The 16,439-nt window shown below is 71.5% G+C and carries 11 protein-coding genes; 4 read left to right on the plus strand and 7 right to left on the minus strand.

The features are described 5' to 3' along the window. Positions 1-16 precede the first annotated feature (16 nt). The 4 genes from OV090_RS49035 to OV090_RS49050 form a co-directional block, all read right to left on the minus strand. Positions 17-742 (minus strand): hypothetical protein, encoded by a 726-nt coding sequence (locus OV090_RS49035; protein ID WP_267712052.1) that lies wholly within the window; start codon positions 740-742, stop codon positions 17-19. 253 nt (positions 743-995) lie between these two features. Next, positions 996-1,487: an SRPBCC family protein gene (locus tag OV090_RS49040; RefSeq protein WP_267712054.1), complete on the minus strand. Its 492-nt coding sequence runs from the start codon at positions 1,485-1,487 to the stop codon at positions 996-998. Positions 1,488-1,565: 78 nt separating this feature from the next. After that, on the minus strand, positions 1,566-2,459 hold the full coding sequence (locus OV090_RS49045) for a DMT family transporter (RefSeq protein ID WP_267712056.1): 894 nt from the start codon (positions 2,457-2,459) through the stop codon (positions 1,566-1,568). A gap of 171 nt (positions 2,460-2,630) precedes the next feature. After that, positions 2,631-4,163: a WGR domain-containing protein gene (locus tag OV090_RS49050; RefSeq protein ID WP_267712057.1), complete on the minus strand. Its 1,533-nt coding sequence runs from the start codon at positions 4,161-4,163 to the stop codon at positions 2,631-2,633. Between the two features lie 184 nt (positions 4,164-4,347). On the opposite strand from OV090_RS49050, the gene OV090_RS49055 reads away from it, so the two are divergent. The 3 genes from OV090_RS49055 to OV090_RS49065 all read left to right on the plus strand — a co-directional run bounded on the left by OV090_RS49055 (position 4,348) and on the right by OV090_RS49065 (position 7,870). Continuing rightward, on the plus strand, positions 4,348-4,773 hold the full coding sequence (locus tag OV090_RS49055) for a SiaC family regulatory phosphoprotein (protein ID WP_267712058.1): 426 nt from the start codon (positions 4,348-4,350) through the stop codon (positions 4,771-4,773). A 276-nt stretch (positions 4,774-5,049) separates the two neighbouring features. Then, positions 5,050-6,255 carry a YopT-type cysteine protease domain-containing protein gene (locus tag OV090_RS51420; protein WP_267712059.1) on the plus strand — a complete coding sequence of 402 codons (1,206 nt, stop codon included), beginning with the start codon at positions 5,050-5,052 and terminating at the stop codon, positions 6,253-6,255. A gap of 454 nt (positions 6,256-6,709) precedes the next feature. Further along, positions 6,710-7,870 carry a YopT-type cysteine protease domain-containing protein gene (locus OV090_RS49065; RefSeq protein WP_267712060.1) on the plus strand — a complete coding sequence of 387 codons (1,161 nt, stop codon included), beginning with the start codon at positions 6,710-6,712 and terminating at the stop codon, positions 7,868-7,870. A gap of 26 nt (positions 7,871-7,896) precedes the next feature. Here the strand turns inward: OV090_RS49065 and OV090_RS51425 are convergent, their stop codons facing one another. Both OV090_RS51425 and OV090_RS49075 read right to left on the minus strand, forming a co-directional pair. Further along, positions 7,897-8,925 carry an ABC transporter permease gene (locus tag OV090_RS51425; RefSeq protein WP_267712061.1) on the minus strand — a complete coding sequence of 343 codons (1,029 nt, stop codon included), beginning with the start codon at positions 8,923-8,925 and terminating at the stop codon, positions 7,897-7,899. After that, positions 8,912-9,706 carry an ABC transporter ATP-binding protein gene (locus tag OV090_RS49075; protein WP_267712062.1) on the minus strand — a complete coding sequence of 265 codons (795 nt, stop codon included), beginning with the start codon at positions 9,704-9,706 and terminating at the stop codon, positions 8,912-8,914. The genes OV090_RS51425 and OV090_RS49075 overlap by 14 nt, the downstream gene beginning before the upstream one ends. A gap of 216 nt (positions 9,707-9,922) precedes the next feature. Between OV090_RS49075 and OV090_RS49080 the strand changes: the two genes are divergently transcribed. Beyond that, entirely contained in the window at positions 9,923-10,444 is a 522-nt protein-coding gene (locus tag OV090_RS49080) for a host attachment protein (protein ID WP_267712063.1), read from the plus strand. Positions 10,445-11,328: 884 nt separating this feature from the next. Here the strand turns inward: OV090_RS49080 and OV090_RS49085 are convergent. Beyond that, on the minus strand, positions 11,329-16,431 hold the full coding sequence (locus OV090_RS49085) for an AAA family ATPase (RefSeq protein ID WP_267712064.1): 5,103 nt from the start codon (positions 16,429-16,431) through the stop codon (positions 11,329-11,331). Positions 16,432-16,439 lie beyond the last annotated feature (8 nt).

Raw genomic sequence — 16,439 nt, forward strand, 5'->3', positions numbered from 1 at the left:
GTTTCACCGTGCGGCGCTACGGGCCGCCGCCGCAGGCCGTCACGAGCTCCGCCTCCTGGACGTCGCAACCGCTGCCCATCTCGAACTCGGGGCACGGCAGGTCGGCGAGGCAGGCGAAATACTCCTCGACCGCGGCGCCGCAGGCCGGGCCGCCGTAGTAGACCTGACTGTTGACATACACCTGACAGTGGCCGGCGGCGTTCGCGGGCACCGGCTCGCCGTAACACTCGGCCTCCTTGGCGGAGAAGGCGATGCAGCTGGCGCCGGCCTCCGGCAAGCAGGCGTCGGCGACCTCCGTCTCGGCGCCGCAGACGGGCCCGTCCTGGCATTCGGCGGTCTCCATGCACTCATAGACGGCGTCGTGCAAGGCGAGGCAAGTCGGGCCGTAGAGGACCTCGGCCTGGTGCCGGAATGTCATGCACTGGGCGTAGAACTGGTCGGCGAGGTCCGCGTCTTCCGGGTCGCACCGGAGGAAGTAGTCGACGTACGCCTGGCAGGGACCGCCGGTGCCGGTGGTGCCGCCCGGGTCGGTGGCGCCGGCGGAATCGGTGGCGCCGGCGGTGGCCGGCCCGGAGCTCATGCCATCAGTCGGCGTGGCCGGCGTGCCGTCGGTGGTGCCGCGGGTCGGGTCGGTGCCGCCGGTGCTGCCGTCGGTGGTGTCGCCGCCCTTGGGGCCGCAGGCGATCGGTAAGGTCCCGAGCGAGAACAAGAAGGCGAGGCTGCGATAGGCCGAAGATTCCATATATTTTAAAATGTATCGCGTCTCCGATGCGGGCGCTCGCGTCGAGACGGCGGGACGGCCGGGCCTGGGGGCTCGCGGCGACCGTGTGCGAGCCGGGCGAGGCCGGCGAGTACGCTGTTTCGAGATCGACCTCGTCTCTTCATGTCTCATGAGACAGGTCGCCACCCGGGCTCCAGGAGGCGGCGTCCGGCGCAATCGCGCGCTGCGCTGCGGATCGCCTTGCCTGTCCCGAGAGACAGATGAGTCGGCTGCTTCACCGCGGCGGCGCGGCCTGGCGGGCGCGCAGCTCGGCGAGGATGTCGGTGGTCTCGGCGCTGCGCTTCAGGCCTTCGAGGCGCAGGCGCATGTCGCGGGTCAGGACGCGGGCGACGATCGGCTCGACCACCGGGGCGGTGAGCCGCGGGCGGGTGGCGAAGTTGTAGCGGAACACCACGCGGGTGCGGTCCGCGGCCAGCGGTCTAAATAACCATGCGCCCGAGAACTGTCTGAAGAGCCATGGCCCTTCGGTCATCTTCATGGCGACCTGCTCGGGCGGGTTGACCGTGATGTACTCGACCTCCATCGCCAGGCCGTTGCGCGCACGGACCCATACGCGCACGCCGACGGCCGCCTCGCCGGCGCCGCCGCGGAACTTCATCTCGCGCAGGAAGGGGTCCCAGCGCAGGCGCAGCTCGTAGTCCTGGGCCAGCGCGAACAGCTCGGCGTGGGGGGCGGCGATCTCGAGGTCGGCGGCGATCGTCGGCATGACGCGCGCCAGCGTAGCGCGGAGCGAGGCGCGAGAAGAGGTCGCTCGCAGCGGCTGCGCGCGGTTTTAAAAAATTCGTCAGGCGCGGCGGCGCAGGCGAGCGACGCGGCGCTCCTCGAGCTGGAACAGGCCGACGCCGGCGAGGACGATCGCGCCGCCGGTGAGGGTGAGCGTACCCAGCTGCTCGTTGCGGTAGATGCTGCCGAGGACGACGGCGATCGGCGGCGTGATGAGGGCGACGAGGGCCATGAGGGTGGCGCTCAATCGCTTGAGGAGGCCGTAGTAGATCATGAAGGTGACGATCGAGCCCATCAGCGCGAGGTAGGCGATGGAGAGCACGACCGTGGAGTTCCAGGGGAACGGGCGCGACCACTCGCCCGCGATCCCGGCGACCAAGAGCAGGACGAGGCTGCCGACGAGCATGCCGGCGCCGCTGAGGAACACCGTGGGCACGTCCTTGCCGTCGCGCTTGATCATGATCTGCGGGTAGCCCTGCACGAGCACGGAGCAGGTGACGATGCCGACGCCGAGGGCGGTGTCGGGGCCGAGCTCGCGCAGGCTGCCGTAGGAGAGCAGGGCGAGGCCGGAGAAGCCGAGGACGATGGCGAGCAGCTTGGCGAGGGTGAGCCGCTCGCCGAGGAGGAAGTGGGCGAGGACCGCGACCCAGAACGGGAAGAAGCCGAAGGTCAGCGAGCCGAGGCTCGAGGGGATCCACATCGCCGCGACGTAGGTGGCGCCGTAGCCGAAGCCGAAGCTGAGCAGGCCGACGAGGAGGGCGAGGCGCCAGGCGGTGCGGTCGCGGAAGGAGCCGGGGGCCATGACCCGCGCGGCCGGGAGGAGCAGCGCGGCCGCGATGGCGAACCGCAGCGAGGCGCCCAGCAGCGGCGGCATGCCGGCGTCGAGGCCGAGCTTGATCGCCAGCCAGGTCGAACCCCAGATGAGGCACAGCAAGATGTAGCCGACGACCGCCACTGCGCGGCGAGTATAGCGGGGCGTCCGCGCGGACGAACCGCCGCGCCCGGCGCCGGCCCGGCGCGAGCGCACGCGCCGGCAGGGGCGTGAGCCGGGAATGAAGTGTCCTTCAGGACATGTCCCGAGGGCGGGGCGGACAGGTGTGCGAAGGACCGCGCGACGGGCCGCCGCTCAGGCGCGGACCTTCTTGGCGGTCTTCTTGGCCGGCGCGGCCTTGGCGACCTTCTTGGCGGCCTTCTTGGCGACGACCGGACCGGCCGCTTCGCCGGCGGCCGTCGGGGCGAGGCGGATCTGCCCGCGCACGCGGTAGAAGCCGCCGCTGCCCGACAGCTCGAGGCCGTCGACGAGGTAGCGCGTGCCCGGCGTGCGGATGTCGCGCGGGAACTGGACGTTGAATTCCTCGTCGAAGCCCGGCGACAGCGGCCGCACGCGGACCTTGCCGCCCTCCTCGACGCACTCGACGAGCACGCCCGCGGCCCCGGCGGCGGCCTGCGGCAGGGCCTGGCCGACAGTGGCGACCTGGACGCTGCGCTCGGCCTTGACGAGCTTGAGGTCGGGCACCTTGCCCTCGCGCGCCTGGGCGATCGCGGCCTCGCTGACGTCGATGCAGGCGAAGGCGCCGTCGCCGGTGACGATGTAGAGCTTGTCCGCGTGGTACTGCATCGACAGCGCCGAGCCGCAGGTGGTGTCGAGCTTCCACAGGCGCGCGCCGGCGCGGTCGAAGCAATACACCGAGGAGGCGTTGTCGCCGGCGAACACGTACTTGCCGCCGGGCGCGGCGGCGCACGAGAACACGCTGTCGTCGCACTTGTAGCGCCGACCGGGGACGCCGGCCTTGGTGAACACCTCGACGTGATCGCTGGTGGTGCCGGCGTAGACCTCGGTGTCCTCCTGCCAGCCGAACAGGACGCTGCCCTCGGTCTTCTTGGCCCACAGCTTCTTGCCGGTCCAGTCGTAGGCGGTGACGCCGTCGGCGTGGCCGTGGTAGATGCCGGCGCCGTCGCAGCGGACCATCCAGCCGCCGCTGGTGTAGCTCTTCTTGGCCCACAGCTTGTCGCAGTCGTGGTCGAGCACGGTGACCTGGCCGTCGTTGCTGCTGACCGCGAGCGAGCCGTCGTGGATGTCGAGCCACAGGATGTTGACGTCTTCGCTGATCTCGTAGGCCTCGAAGGGCTGGGCGCCGGAGAGGTCGTAGACCTTGCCGTCCTGGCAGCCGCAGTAGAGCCACTGGCCGTCGCGCACGAGGCTCATGACCCCCTCGGGGACCTTCATGCGCCGCACGACCTTGCCGTGGTGGTCGAGCGCGGAGATCTGGCCGTCGTCGTCGCCGACCCAGCACAGCTCGTCGTCGACGAAGACGCCGAAGGCGCGGTCTCCGCTGTCGTAGCGCCAAAGCACAGGGGCGCGGGTGGTGCCGGCCTTGGCGGCGCGGCTGGTGGCGACCGGCCGCTCGGTCGCCGCGCGCTTCTTGCGGACGCCCTGGACCGCCGCCGCGTAGCCCTTTTTGATCTTGCCCTGGATGGCTTTCTGCGCCTCCTTCTGGGCCTCGGCAGGAGTCGCGTAGCTCTTGCTCTGGGCCTGTCCGGCGTCGCCGATCCGCCCGTAGCGGATGCTGACTTGCTTGCCGCTGACGATGACCTCGTAAAACTTGTGCGAGCCGCCGCCCTCTTCGGACAGCTCGAGATACGTCCGCTCGTCGCTCATCGCGTACTCCTGAGTCCATGCCGAAGGTACACCGTCGCTCCTCAGCCCGCGGCTCGCGGGTCCGCGCGCGGGGCCGCGCATGCGGACGAGGGGTTCTGCGGAGCTGGAGCCTAGGGGGCCCCACGGTTGGGGGCTCTTGCCCAGAGCTGTCCTTTCGGTGATCGTGGCGCGAAGGAGGGGTCTCTTGGTCGCGGAACGCCTTTATTTGCCTGCACAGGCCGGCAGCTATCCCACTCCAGGCGTGGATTTCGACGGCGAACTGGGGCTTCTACGCCTCGATGGCGAGAGCCACCCCGAAGAGGCCGCGCAGTTCTATGCGCCGCTGATCCTCTGGCTCGACGCGCTGATCACCTCGCCGCCCGCGTCGGTGGTGTTCGAGCTGCGCCTGACGTTCTTCAGCGCGGCCACCCGGCCGCAGTTGCTCGCCCTGCTGCGACGATTGAAGAAATGGGCCAACCGCGGGGCCGAGGTCCGCGCGACCTGGTACATCGACCCGGGCGACGAAGACATGGTCGACGTGGCCGGCGACCTGGCGATGATGTCCGGCCTGTCCATCCGCGTGGTCAGCACCGCCGTGAATCACTCGGTGATGCTCGGCATCGCGGTGTGAGGGCGTAGAGGCGCGCCGCTCGCTATCGTGGGGGCGCGCGGGCGCAGTGACGCGCGTTCGGGCGGCCGACGGCAAGTGCCGGCATTTTTAAAGGGAAATGGCATGTGTCGACGACCGCGAGACGCGGGGATCGAAAGGGCGCACGACGAACGCTGGTAGCTGTCTCTTGGGACATCCATGTTCGCGGCCGGGCGGCCGGGCGCCAGGGCGCGCAATGGCAGAGAATTGACGGCCAACGGGCCGGGGGCTAGCCTGAAACTGGGTCGGAAGGGGCTGGTGCCACGGCGCAAGCAAGGGCTCACGGGGGGGGACCCCACGCACGAGAGTGATGTCGACTCGTCGCATCCCTCGGAGGAGGCAGGCGACGTCGATCGCCCGAATGACCGCATCGAGCAGGACGACCTCGACAGGCCCCCGGGGATCGACAGCGAATCACGGTCGGAGCCCTGGGGTGAGGAATACGAGGTCGAAAGCTCGGCGGACGAGCAAACGCCGATAGACGAGTGGATCGACAGCAACCCGCCTCCCCCCGTTTCGCTCATCGTCTCGTCGCCGGGCGGCTCGCCCGGCGGATGGAACATGGGACAGACGATCGGCGACGGGGCCGTGCAACCACCCAGGATCATCGTTTCAGGCGGGGCGCCGACGATCACGACGACTACCAGCAGCGATCCGGGCGGGCGGCTCGATCCCAATAACAACAGCGGCCCGGCAGCTCCGCCCGGCGGCGCCGCTCGGTTCTCCGACCTCTCGGACGTCGTCTCCGTCGAGGAGTCCCCCGACTGGCGACCCATCTCCGCCGACCAGGCGAAGGCCAACGGGCGGCGGCTGCGGGAGGAATTCCGCGGGCACCTCGACTACGCCTTCTCGCAGGCGAAGGAGATGTCGCGCCCGCTCGTCCGCCTGCGCTTCGGGCGGTCGGAGGGGATCTGCCTGACCATGTCGCTCGATTGGCTGGCCCGCATGCACCACGGGCGCCGGGACTACGGCGATCCGCATTACGCGCGGCCGGTGAACCGCGTCACATTCCTGTGGAAGCTGGCCGGGATGCACGAGCTGTACCGCAAGCAGAACAGTCCCGGGCGCCAGTCGACGCAGACGCTCATCGGCTGGATCGCCGGCCACAAGGACGCGCGGCCGGAAATGGCGCGGCTGCAGGCGAGCCAGGCGTTCCTTTCCTACGGGGAAAGGAGCAGCCCCAGGCGCATCGCGCTCGCGCTGCAGACGGCCCTCGAGCACCCGGACCATCCCGGAATGTTGCTCCGACTGAGCGGCGGCGTGCAGGGAGCCGCGCACGCGGTGGCGATCTTCCGCAGACACGACGGTTACGTGGTCTTCGATCCGAACTTCGGCGCCTATCGCTTCGACGACGGCGAGCAGGCGACGCGCTTCTTCGTCCGCCTGTGGGACGAGATCTACCGGGCGCGCAGCGGGATGGGGTGGATCCAGGGGGATTGGGTCGACATGCGCGAGCCGGACTGACGGGAGCACGAGTCGACGTCAGCGGGCGCAACGACTTCGCGGCCGGTTCAGCCGCGCCCGCCGCGGCCTCCGCGGAGCTCCAGGCTGTCGACGACTGACTTCGCGCTCGCCGTCCCCGCCGCTCAGGAGGCGTGCAGGTGCGGGCGCGCGAGGCGTCGCCGGGGAGCGGACGTTGCGGAGCGTGACAGGGAGGTTTCGCGCGCGGGCGCAGGCGAGCTGTCTCTTGGGGCATGTCGAGCTCGATCGCGCGACCGTGCGAGCGGGCTCTGCTGCATCTCCAGCCGCCTGAAAGGGCATTTTCGGCGAATTGACCGGCGAATCGACCGCGGGCTAGCTTGAATCCGGGGGTGGAGAGCAGGTGCCGCGGAAGAAGCCTGGTTTCAATGGGGACAATTCGTCCGGGCACGGCGGCGATTCGTCGCAACGCCCGGACACATCCAGCGACGACGAGCGCGTGGAGGGGCTGCACGAGGGCGAGAAGAGCGAGCGCCCGGACGATCACGAGCAGGGGAAGATCGAGTGGCCCGGAGCGGAGGACTTCGACGGGTCGTCGGAGCGCCCTGACGAGGATGTCGAGTTCTTCGCGGAGGATGATTCGCCGATCTCGGAGTGGATCGATGCTACCAGCCTTCCCACCTCGCATATCGTCTCGATCCCGGGCGGCTCGGCCGGCGGGTGGGCCATGGGACAGGGGGTCACCGGCAGCGGCGGGCAGCCGCCCAGGATCATCCGCATGTCGGGCGCCGAGACGACGACTGCTACTACGACAACGACGACGACCATCACCAACACGTCCGATCAAAACAGCCTGTTTGACCCCCATAATATTCATAACATCAACAACAACAGCCGCCCGGGTGCCTCGCCCGGCGGTGGCTCGGGCGGCGGCGATCCATTCCTCGAGCTGAGCGACGCCAAGGGCCGGACCCCGATCACTCGTCCGCAGGCGAAGGCCAACGCGCGGCGCCTGCAGGACGACTACCGGCCCAACCTCGACTATGCGTTCTCGCAGGGGAAGGAGATGTCGCGGCTGCTCGTGCGCATGCGCTTCGGCCCGCCGAGAGGGGTCTGTTGGACCATGTCGCTCGATTGGCTGGCCCGCAAGTATCAAGGGGTGCGCGACTACGGCGATCGGCATTATCGCTGGCCGCTGAACCGGGTCACTTCCATGTCGAAGCTTGCGAGGATGCACAACAAGGTCGGGAAGATCGAAGGGCAGAAGAGCACCCATGGCGTCATCGAGACGATCGGGGGCCACAAGGACGCGCGCGAGGGTCTCGGGAATCTGCGGACGAGCCTGGCGTTCCGTTCCTACGGCTACGAGAGCAGCCCCAGGCACATCGCCAACCTGGTGTCGGCCGCCCTCGCCGACGACGCGCACCCTGGCCTGCTCATCCGCCTCGCCGGCGGCCCGAGCCCCGTCGGCCACGCCCTGGCGATCTTCCGCGGCCCGGAGGGGTTCACGGTCTTCGATCCGAACTTCGGCGCTTACGACTTCGCCAGCAGGGAGCAGGCGACGCGCTTCTTCGTCCGCCTCTGGGACGACATCTACCGGTCGTTCAACGGCATGGAATGGGTCGAGGGCGACTGGATCGACTGGGCCCCGCCGAACTGAAGCCGCGGCTGACGCGGCCGCGAGGCTCAGGCGTGCTCGGCGGTGAGGCCGCGGCCTTCGCGGATCTTCCGCTCGAGCGCGCCGAACACCAGGCTGTCGACGAGGACGCCCAGGACCATGACGACGAGCATCCAGGCGAGCAGGCCCTCGGCGTCGCTGAGCTCGCGCGAGAACTGCAGGCGCACGCCGATCGACGGCGCGTGGCCGATGATGACGAGCAGCTCGCCGGCCATGAGGCTGCGCCAGGCGAACGCCCAGCCCTGCTTGAGGCCGGCGACGAAGCCCGGGAGCGCGGCGGGGATGATGATGTGGCGGTAGAGCGCGAAGCCTCGCGCGCCCATGACCTTGCCGGCGCGCACGAGCAGCGGCGGGACCTGGTCGGTGCTGGTGAGGAGGCCGATGGCGATCGACGGCGCCGCGCCGAGCACCACGACCGCGAGGATCGCCGCCTCGCTGAGCTGGAACAGCAAGATCGCCAGCGGGAACCACGCCACGCTCGGCATCGTCTGCAGGCCGGTGAGCAGCGAGCCGGCGGCGGTGCGCAGGACCTTCACCCGCGCCAGGACCAGGCCGAGGCTCACGCCGGCGACCATGGCGATCGCGTAGCCGAGCAGCGCCCGCTTCATCGTGATCGCCGCGGCCACGCCGATGTCGCCGGCCAGCAGGTCGGTCCACAGGCGGCCGAGCACCGCGCCCGGGCCCGGGAGCACGTACTCCGGGCGCCAGCCGCTCAGCACCACCAGCTCCCACACGGCCAGCGCCAGCGCCGCGGCAGCCAGCTTGGGCCAGGCGGCCGCCCACAGCGCGCGCCCGCGGCCCGGCTTGTCGCCGGCGGTCGGCTCGCGCTCGACTGCAGGCGCGCGGTCCTCGGCCTCGGCGACGGCGCGCAGGCCGGCGCGCAGCGGGTCCTCGGCGTCTTGCCGTTCGGGCATGTCGATCAGGACATGTCCCTCGGGACTCCTGTTGTCCTCGCGCGGCCCGTCCTCGCCGCCCGGGAGGGCGTGCAGGTGCGCGCGCGCGGGCGAGGCGTCGCCGGCGAGCTCACGCTGCGGCACGGGCGGCCTCGAGCAGGCGGTCGGTGATCGTGCGGGCCATGCGAGCGACCTCGGGCGACTCGATGCGGCGCGGGCGGTCGAGGTCGACCTGGTACTCGGCGACGAGGCGACCTGGCCGCGAGGACAGGAGGAGGACGCGGTCGCCGAGGCGCACGGCCTCGCGGACGTTGTGGGTGACGAACACGACGGTCAGGCCGGTCTTCTGCCACAGCGCCTCGAGCTCGCTGTGGAGGTGGTCGCGCATCATGGCGTCGAGGGCGGCGAACGGCTCGTCCATCAGCAGCAGCTCGGCCTGCTGGGCCAGCGCGCGGGCGAGGGCGACCCGCTGCTTCATGCCGCCCGACAGTTCGTGCGGGCGCCGGTGGGCGAACTTCTCGAGGTGGACGAGCTGCAGCAGCTCGGCCACCCGCGCGGTCCGGGCCTTGCGCGACAGCCCTTGCATCTGCAGCGGAAAGGCGACGTTCTCCTCGACGCTCAGCCAGGGGAACAGCGCCGACTCCTGGAACATCAGCGCGGGGCGCTCGCCGGCCACGGTGACCTTGCCGGCCGAGGGCGTGTCGAGCCCGGCCACCAGGTTCAGCATGGTGGACTTTCCGCAGCCCGAGGCCCCGACCACGCACACGAACTCGCCCTTCTTCACCGTGAACGACATGGTGTCGAGCGCGACGACGGCGTCGCCGCCGGCGCCGTGGCGCTTGGTGACGCCGTCGAGGCGCAGCGCCACCGGGGCGGGCGAGGGGCTCAGGAGGGACAGCGGGGCGTGCGGCAGGGCGGCGCTCATCGGTTTCCTCGGCCCATCAGGCGTACATTATGCTGAACGCTTCGTCAATCCACGGAACTCCGGCGAGGTCCGTGAAAACCGTGTAGCAAGGGCGCAGAGGCCCTCCTGAGCCCCGTAGAGGCCGCTCGGCCGGGGGGGAGCCCGCCGGCTGCATTCACCAGGATGTCGGGGCCTCCGCTGCGGTGGTGCGCGACCGCTCAGCTTGGAATTTTTCCAGTGGCCGCACGGGACTACCGCGATCAGGGTTCGGCCATGAAGCCCTACACTCCGACATGGATCGTGCTCGTGGACGGCTCGCGCGGCCGGATCCTGGTGCAGGAAGCACCCGGCGCCGCGCTGACCCGTCCGTTCGGCGACGGATTCACCAGCGGTCGGGAGCTCAACCACGAGGTCGGTGAAGACCGACCCGGCCGCTCACGCGGCTTCGCGGGCGCCTCAGCCCGCCACGCGTTCGAGCCGCGCACCAACCCGCACGACAAGGCGGAGACCGAGTTCAGCAGCCAGGTCGCCGCGTTCGTCGACCGCGGGGTGGGCGACCGCCGGGCCCAGCGCGTGATCCTCGTCGCTCCGCCGCGAGCCCTGGGCGATCTGCGCAGAGCGCTGTCGCCGCGCGCCTACGCCCGCGTGCACGCCGAGATCTCCCATGACTGGATCGATCTGCCCGACAACGAAGTCGCCGCCCGCCTCGGCGACGCCCTTCGCAGCCCCATGGCCGCGGACACCTCACTGGCTGTGTGATCTCGATTGTGCCATCGGACACGCCCCCAGGGCATCTGCCTGCTTTAGCCGCTTTTGTAATAGAGAGACGAACCAGCCTGATGTGCGCGGGGGCGATCCAGCGGGTCGCGCCCCGCGTGCGCCTGTTCGGATTTCGGCGCAATGACGCTGGTAAACGTTGTTCTTGCGTTCGTCGCGAAGCTGAGCGCGCTGCTCGCCGCGCACCTCGTGGCTGTCCTCGCGGACAGGTGACGAGCGCCGGGCCGTTGAGCACGCTGCGCCCGCCGCGAGAGGCGAGATGTCCCCGGGGACATGTGACGCGAGCGCGCTCATGCTCGGGCTCCGGGACGGCAGGCGCTCGAAAGAGGCCTTGGGCGCGTCGATTTGGAGATGTCCGAGGGGACAGGTGAAAGGCGGGCGGGCCGGCCACCGAGGCGAGTCGAGCGGCCGCAGCTCAGGCGCGGCCGAGGGCGCGAAGGCGCGCGTCGTCGCGAATCACATGTCTCTTCGGGCATGTCGATACGTGGGGGATGCACGGATGCTGCCAGTAAGGCAGGTCCGTTCGGATCTTGCGCGCCCCCCATGACCTCCCGCGCCCGCGCGCGCTCGCGGTGACGGCGACCGCGCACGGACAATTGCGCGCACAAGTCCGGACGGTCGCGGCGCTGAATGACATGTTCTCGGGGACATGTCCGAAGTGCTGCCCGGCCGGTCGGCCGTCAAACCGAGCGCGAAGGCCGAGCCGCGGCGGCCCGCAGGGCCTGGCCGCGAGCGGCCCTCGTGACGCGCCGAGGATGGACGTGTTCATGAGGACATGTCTGAAACGCCATCTAAAAAGTGCGCCGCATCCCGGGACTTCGGACGACATGTCCGTGAGGACAGGGCCGGCTGATTTTTTAAAGACTTCAGCCGGTCGGCAGCTCGAGCGTGAAGGCCGAGCCGCGGCCGGGTTCGCTGGTGGCGGTGAGGCTGCCGCCCATCGCTTCGGCGAGGCGGCGGCAGATCGTCAATCCGAGGCCGACGCCGTCGAAGCGGCGGGTCGACGACGAGTCGGCCTGGACGAACGGTTCGAAGGCGGTCGCCAGCTCGGTCGCGGTCATGCCGATGCCGGTGTCCTGGACGACGAAGCGGACCCTCTTTTCGGAGCGGGCGGCGCGGAGGGTGACCTCGCCGCGCGCGGTGAACTTGGCGGCGTTGCCGAGCAGGTTGACGAGGATCTGGCGCACCAGGGTGGGGTCGCCGAGCATGACGCCGAGGTCCTCCGAAAAGTCGCAGACCAGGCGGTTGTCGCTGCGCGACAGGTCGGGCAGGGCCATGGTGACCACGTCGTGCAGCAGCGACGCGAGGTCGATCGGCTCGCGCGCCGCCTCGACCCGCCCGGCCTCGATCTTGGTCAGGTCGAGGATGTCGCGGACGATCGCCAGCAGGTGCCCGCCGGCCCGGCGGATCTTGTCGAGGTCGGCGACCATGCCGTCGTAGCCGCGATCGTCTGCCTCTTCGGACAGCATCTCGCAGTAGCCGAGGATCGCGTTGAGCGGGGTCCGCAGCTCGTGGCTCATGTTGGCGAGGAAGCGCGTCTTGGCCTCGCTGGCGGCCTCGGCGGCGCGGCGGGACTCCTCCATGCGGCCGAACAGGAGCGCGCGGTCGATGGCGATCGCGGCCTGGACCGCGAGCAGGCGCAGGGTCTCGCTGCGATCGGGGCTGAAGGCGGCGGCGACCAGGTTGTTCTCGAGGTAGAGCACGCCGAGGCGCTCGCCGCCATGGACCAGCGGGGCGGCCAGCAGCGAGCGCGGGCGGACCAGGCGGACGTAGGGGTCGGCGGCGAAGCGCGGGTCGTCCTCGGCGTCGTCGACGACCAGCGGGCGGCCGCTGCGGTGGGCGAGGATCACCACCGCGGCGGGGACGAAGTCGAGCTCGGCCAGCGGGACGTCGCCGAGCGGCGCGTGCCGGTCGCCCTCGGCCACGTACATGTGCGCGCCGACCAGCCCGGCCCCGCGCGCCAGCAGCAGCACGCCGCGCTCGGCCCCGCTGTCCTCGACCAGCAGGCGCATCACCGCGGCCAGCAGCCGCCCGAGGTCGAGCTCGTCGGCGAACACCTGCGTGGCCTTGAACAGGGTGGCGAAGTCGAGGTGCTGGCCGGCGCGGCTGAGCGTCGTCTCGGAGCTGGATGTCCGCGAGGACAGGTCGTTGGCGCGCGGCGGCGGCAGCGAAGCGTCGAGGTCGAGGTCGTGGCCGCGGCGGTCGAGGCCGGCATGGTTCTGGTCGAGCGCGCGCACCTTGGCCAGGGCGCCCCAGCGCAGGTAGGCCCGCCGGGCCCGGCGCAGGTAGACGTGCTGGGCGTCGCGCAGGCCGGCGCCGGCGAAGTGATGCGCCGCGACCTCGCACGCGACCGCCTCGTCGTGCGGGCGGGCGTGCCGGACCGCGGCTGCCAGCGCGGCCTCGTAGCCCTGCAGCGCGGCCGAGCCGTCGCCGATGACGCGGAGCAGCTCGGCGCGCACGAGGTGAGCCCGGGCCTCGAAGTTGGCGGCGCAGTTGCGGCTCCACGCGGCCAGCTTGTCGGCGGCGGACTGCAGCGCGCGGCGCAGGCGGAGCGCGCCGATAGGTCCCGGGCTCGCGCCGCGGCGCGCCAGCAGCAGCGCGCGGAAGAACACGTGGTCGGCGTAAAGCGGCGCCTGGCCGAGCTCGCGCGCGGCCCGAGGCTCGGCGCGGTCGCTGTCGGCCAGGCCCTCGTCGATGCGGCCGAACAGGAAGTGCAGCATCTCGGCCTGGACCGCGCGCGACAGCGTGACCATGAAGTCCGCCTCGTGCTTCACGTCGGCGGGCCCGACCTCGAGGGCGACGCCGGTGAGGGCGGTGAACGCCACCGCGCTGGTCTGCAGGTGCGTGACCGCGCTGCTCACGTGGGCGCCGCGGGCCTGCGCGAGCCCGGCCTCGAGGTCCTGGCGCACCTGCTCCAACGGACTGCCGGCCTGCAGCCGCGTGCTCACCAGAGTGCTCGCGCACAGGCCGGCGTACATCAGCTGCCCCGAGTCGAGCCCGGCCTGCAGGCCCTCGCGCAAGATCGGCAGCGAGCGGGTGAAGCCGTGCTTCCACGGCTGGATCATCGCCCCGTACAGGAACTTGACCACCGCCTCCACGCCGCGGTCGGGGTAGCGCGCCAGCATCTCGAGGGCGAAGCGGCCGTAGTCGTCGGCGATCTTCGCGTCGCGCTGGATGATCGCCAGCAGCATCCCGTAGCTCAGGAACTGCGCGGCCGACAGGCTCGACGTGCCGTGCTGCAGCGACAGCCGGGTCGCACGCATCGTCATCGCCATCATCGTCATCATGTCGAACTGATAGACCGCGCCGATGATGACGAAGTAGATCCGCAGCGCCAGCTTGACCGTCGGGTCGCGCAGCGGCGGGAGGTCGGCCAGAGTCGCCGGCGATCGCCCGGCGATCGCCGACTTGGTGCGCATGAACTCGACCATCACCCCGGGCAGGCCGGTCCGGCGCGGGCTGTCGAAGCCGATCGCGCGCAGGCCGACGAGGCCGCGGTCGACGCAGGCCTCGAGGCGGCCGAGGTGGAGGTCGAGGGTCGCCCACAGCTCGGACGCGAGGGCCCGCTCGCGGGGCTCGCGGGCCCGCTCGAGCAGCACCGCGAGGATCGCCTCGGCGGCCGCGTGATCGCCGGTGAGGAACAGGCCCTCGGCGCGCAGCAGGTCGAGCGCGAACGCGGTCTGCGGCGCGTCGGCGGCGATCGGGGCCAGCGCCGCGGCGCCGGCGGCGGCGTAGGCGGTGGTCGCCGCGAACGCGCCCGAGGCCCGGGCCTGGCGCGCGGCCGCCAGATCGATGTCGGCCAGCGCCCGCCGCTCGCCGGCGTCCTCGATGCGATCGGCCGCGGCGTTGAAGTGGTCGGCGATCTCGAACAGCTTCGGGTGGCGCTCGTCGACCGCGTCGCCGCCGCGCAGGCGCCGGGCCAGCGCGAGGTGGATGGCCGCGCGCTCGCCCGCGGCCAGCGTCGACTCGACGGCCTGCTGCACGCGGTCGTGGAAGAACCGCCAGCGCCCGCCGCGGGCGACGATCAGGCCCGAGCGCGCGGCCTCGACCAACGCCGCGCTCACCTCGGCCTCCGGGCGCCCGGTCAGGTCGGCCAGCAGCGCCGCGTCGAACTCGCCGCCGACGCAGGCGGCGCGGCCGAGCGCCTCGCGGGTCGCCTGTCCCAAAGAACGTGTCCTTTCGACCATGACCGAAACGACATCCGCGGACACCGCGGCGCCGGCGATCGCGGCCTCGTCCCAGCCGAAGCGGGCGCGCTCGGTGTCGAAGGCGATCAGGTCGTGGTGGGCCAGGTCGCGCAGGTACTCGCCGACGAACAGCGGCACGCCGCCGGTACGGTCGTGGACCAGCGCCGCCAGCGAGGCGACCTCGGCCGGGGCGCGGCGGAGGGCGTCGGCGAGCAGCGCGGCGGTGTCGTCCTGCGTCAGCGGGCGCAGGTCGATGCGGCGCGACACCTCGGCCAGCGCGGTCAGGGTCTGCAGCAGCAGCGGCGAGACTGCCTCGTCGCGCATCGTGGCGATCACCAGCAGGCCGGGCGGGCCCTCGCCGGTCAGCAGCGCAGTCAGCAGCTCGAGCGAGGCGGAGTCGGCCCACTGCAGGTCGTCGAGCAGCAGCACCAGCGGCGCGGCCGGGTCGGCGAAGCTGCCGACGAACGCGCGCACGGCCCGGTGCAGGCGGCCCTTGGCGGCGCCCGGCGAGTCGCCGTCGGCCCCGCTCGCGCCGGCGCGGGGCAGCGCGGGCCGCAGCTCGGGCAGGAGGGTGAGCAGCGACCCGGCGAGGCGGCCGAGGGCGCGCTCGAGCGCGAGGGAGCGGCGGGCCAGGCCCTCCTCGGAGTCGGCGAGCATGGCCTCGACGAGCTGCGCGAACGCGGCCCGCAGCGCGCTGTAGGGTTGATCGCGGCGCAGCTGCTCGAACTTGCCGGCGACGAGGCGGCCGCCGCGGCTGGCGATCTCGCGGTCGAGCTCGTGGACCAGCGCGGACTTGCCGATGCCCGGCGGGCCGGCGACCAGCAGCAGCTCGGCCGGGCCGGCGCCGACGCGGGCGTAGGCGGACGACAGCTCGGCCGCCGCCACCTCGCGCCCGTACAGCCGCGCCGGCAGTTCGAACCGCGCCGGCGCGTCGTGGGTCGCCAGCGGGAAGCGCGTCAGCATCTCACCGGCGCGCACGCGCTCGCGGCAGTGCTCGAGGTCGTGGCGCAGGCCGCTCGCGCTCTGGTAGCGGTCGTCGGCCTGCTTGGCCAGCAGCTTGAGGACGATGTCCGAAAGGACATCCGGCACCCCGGCCGCGAGCTCGCCGGGCGGTCGCGGGGCGCGGGCGATGTGGCCGTGGACCAGCTCGACCGGGTCGTGGCCGCTGAACGGCGGCGCCCCGGTCAGCATCTCGTAGAAGGTCGCGCCGAGCGAGTAGAGGTCGCTGCGCGAGTCGACGGGCCGGTTCATGCGCCCGGTCTGCTCGGGGGCGATGTACGCCAGAGTGCCTTCGAGCACCCGCGGCGGGGCTGCGACTGCGAGCATCCGCGGCGCCTCGGAGGCGATCCCGAAGTCGATCACCTGGACCTGGCCGGCGTGGTCGACCAGGATGTTGCGCGGCTTGATGTCCTTGTGCAGCACGCCGCGGCGGTGCACCCCGTCGATGATGTCGGCCAGCTGGACCGCGAGGTCGAGGAAATCGCTCAGCGCCAGCGGCCCGCGGCGCAGCCGGGCGTCGAGGGTGTTCCCGCCGAAGTCGAGCAGGACCATCCGCAGCTCCCCGTCCTCCTCCTCCAGCGCGCGCGCCCGGACCACCCCGGGCAGGTCGAGGCGTTGCAAGATCTCGTACTCGCGGCGCAGTCGGCCCCGCTCGTGCGGGTCGCTGCGGGCCGCGGGCAGCCGCTTCAGCACCACCGGGCGGTTGTCCGTGGTGTCGACCGCCCGGTCGAGCGAGAACACGGCCCCGTCGTGCAGGTGTTCGACGACGAGGTAGTGACTCACGGCAACTC

The sequence above is a fragment of the Nannocystis sp. RBIL2 genome (assembly GCF_026626745.1).
Taxonomy (GTDB): Bacteria; Myxococcota_A; Polyangia; order Nannocystales; family Nannocystaceae; genus Nannocystis.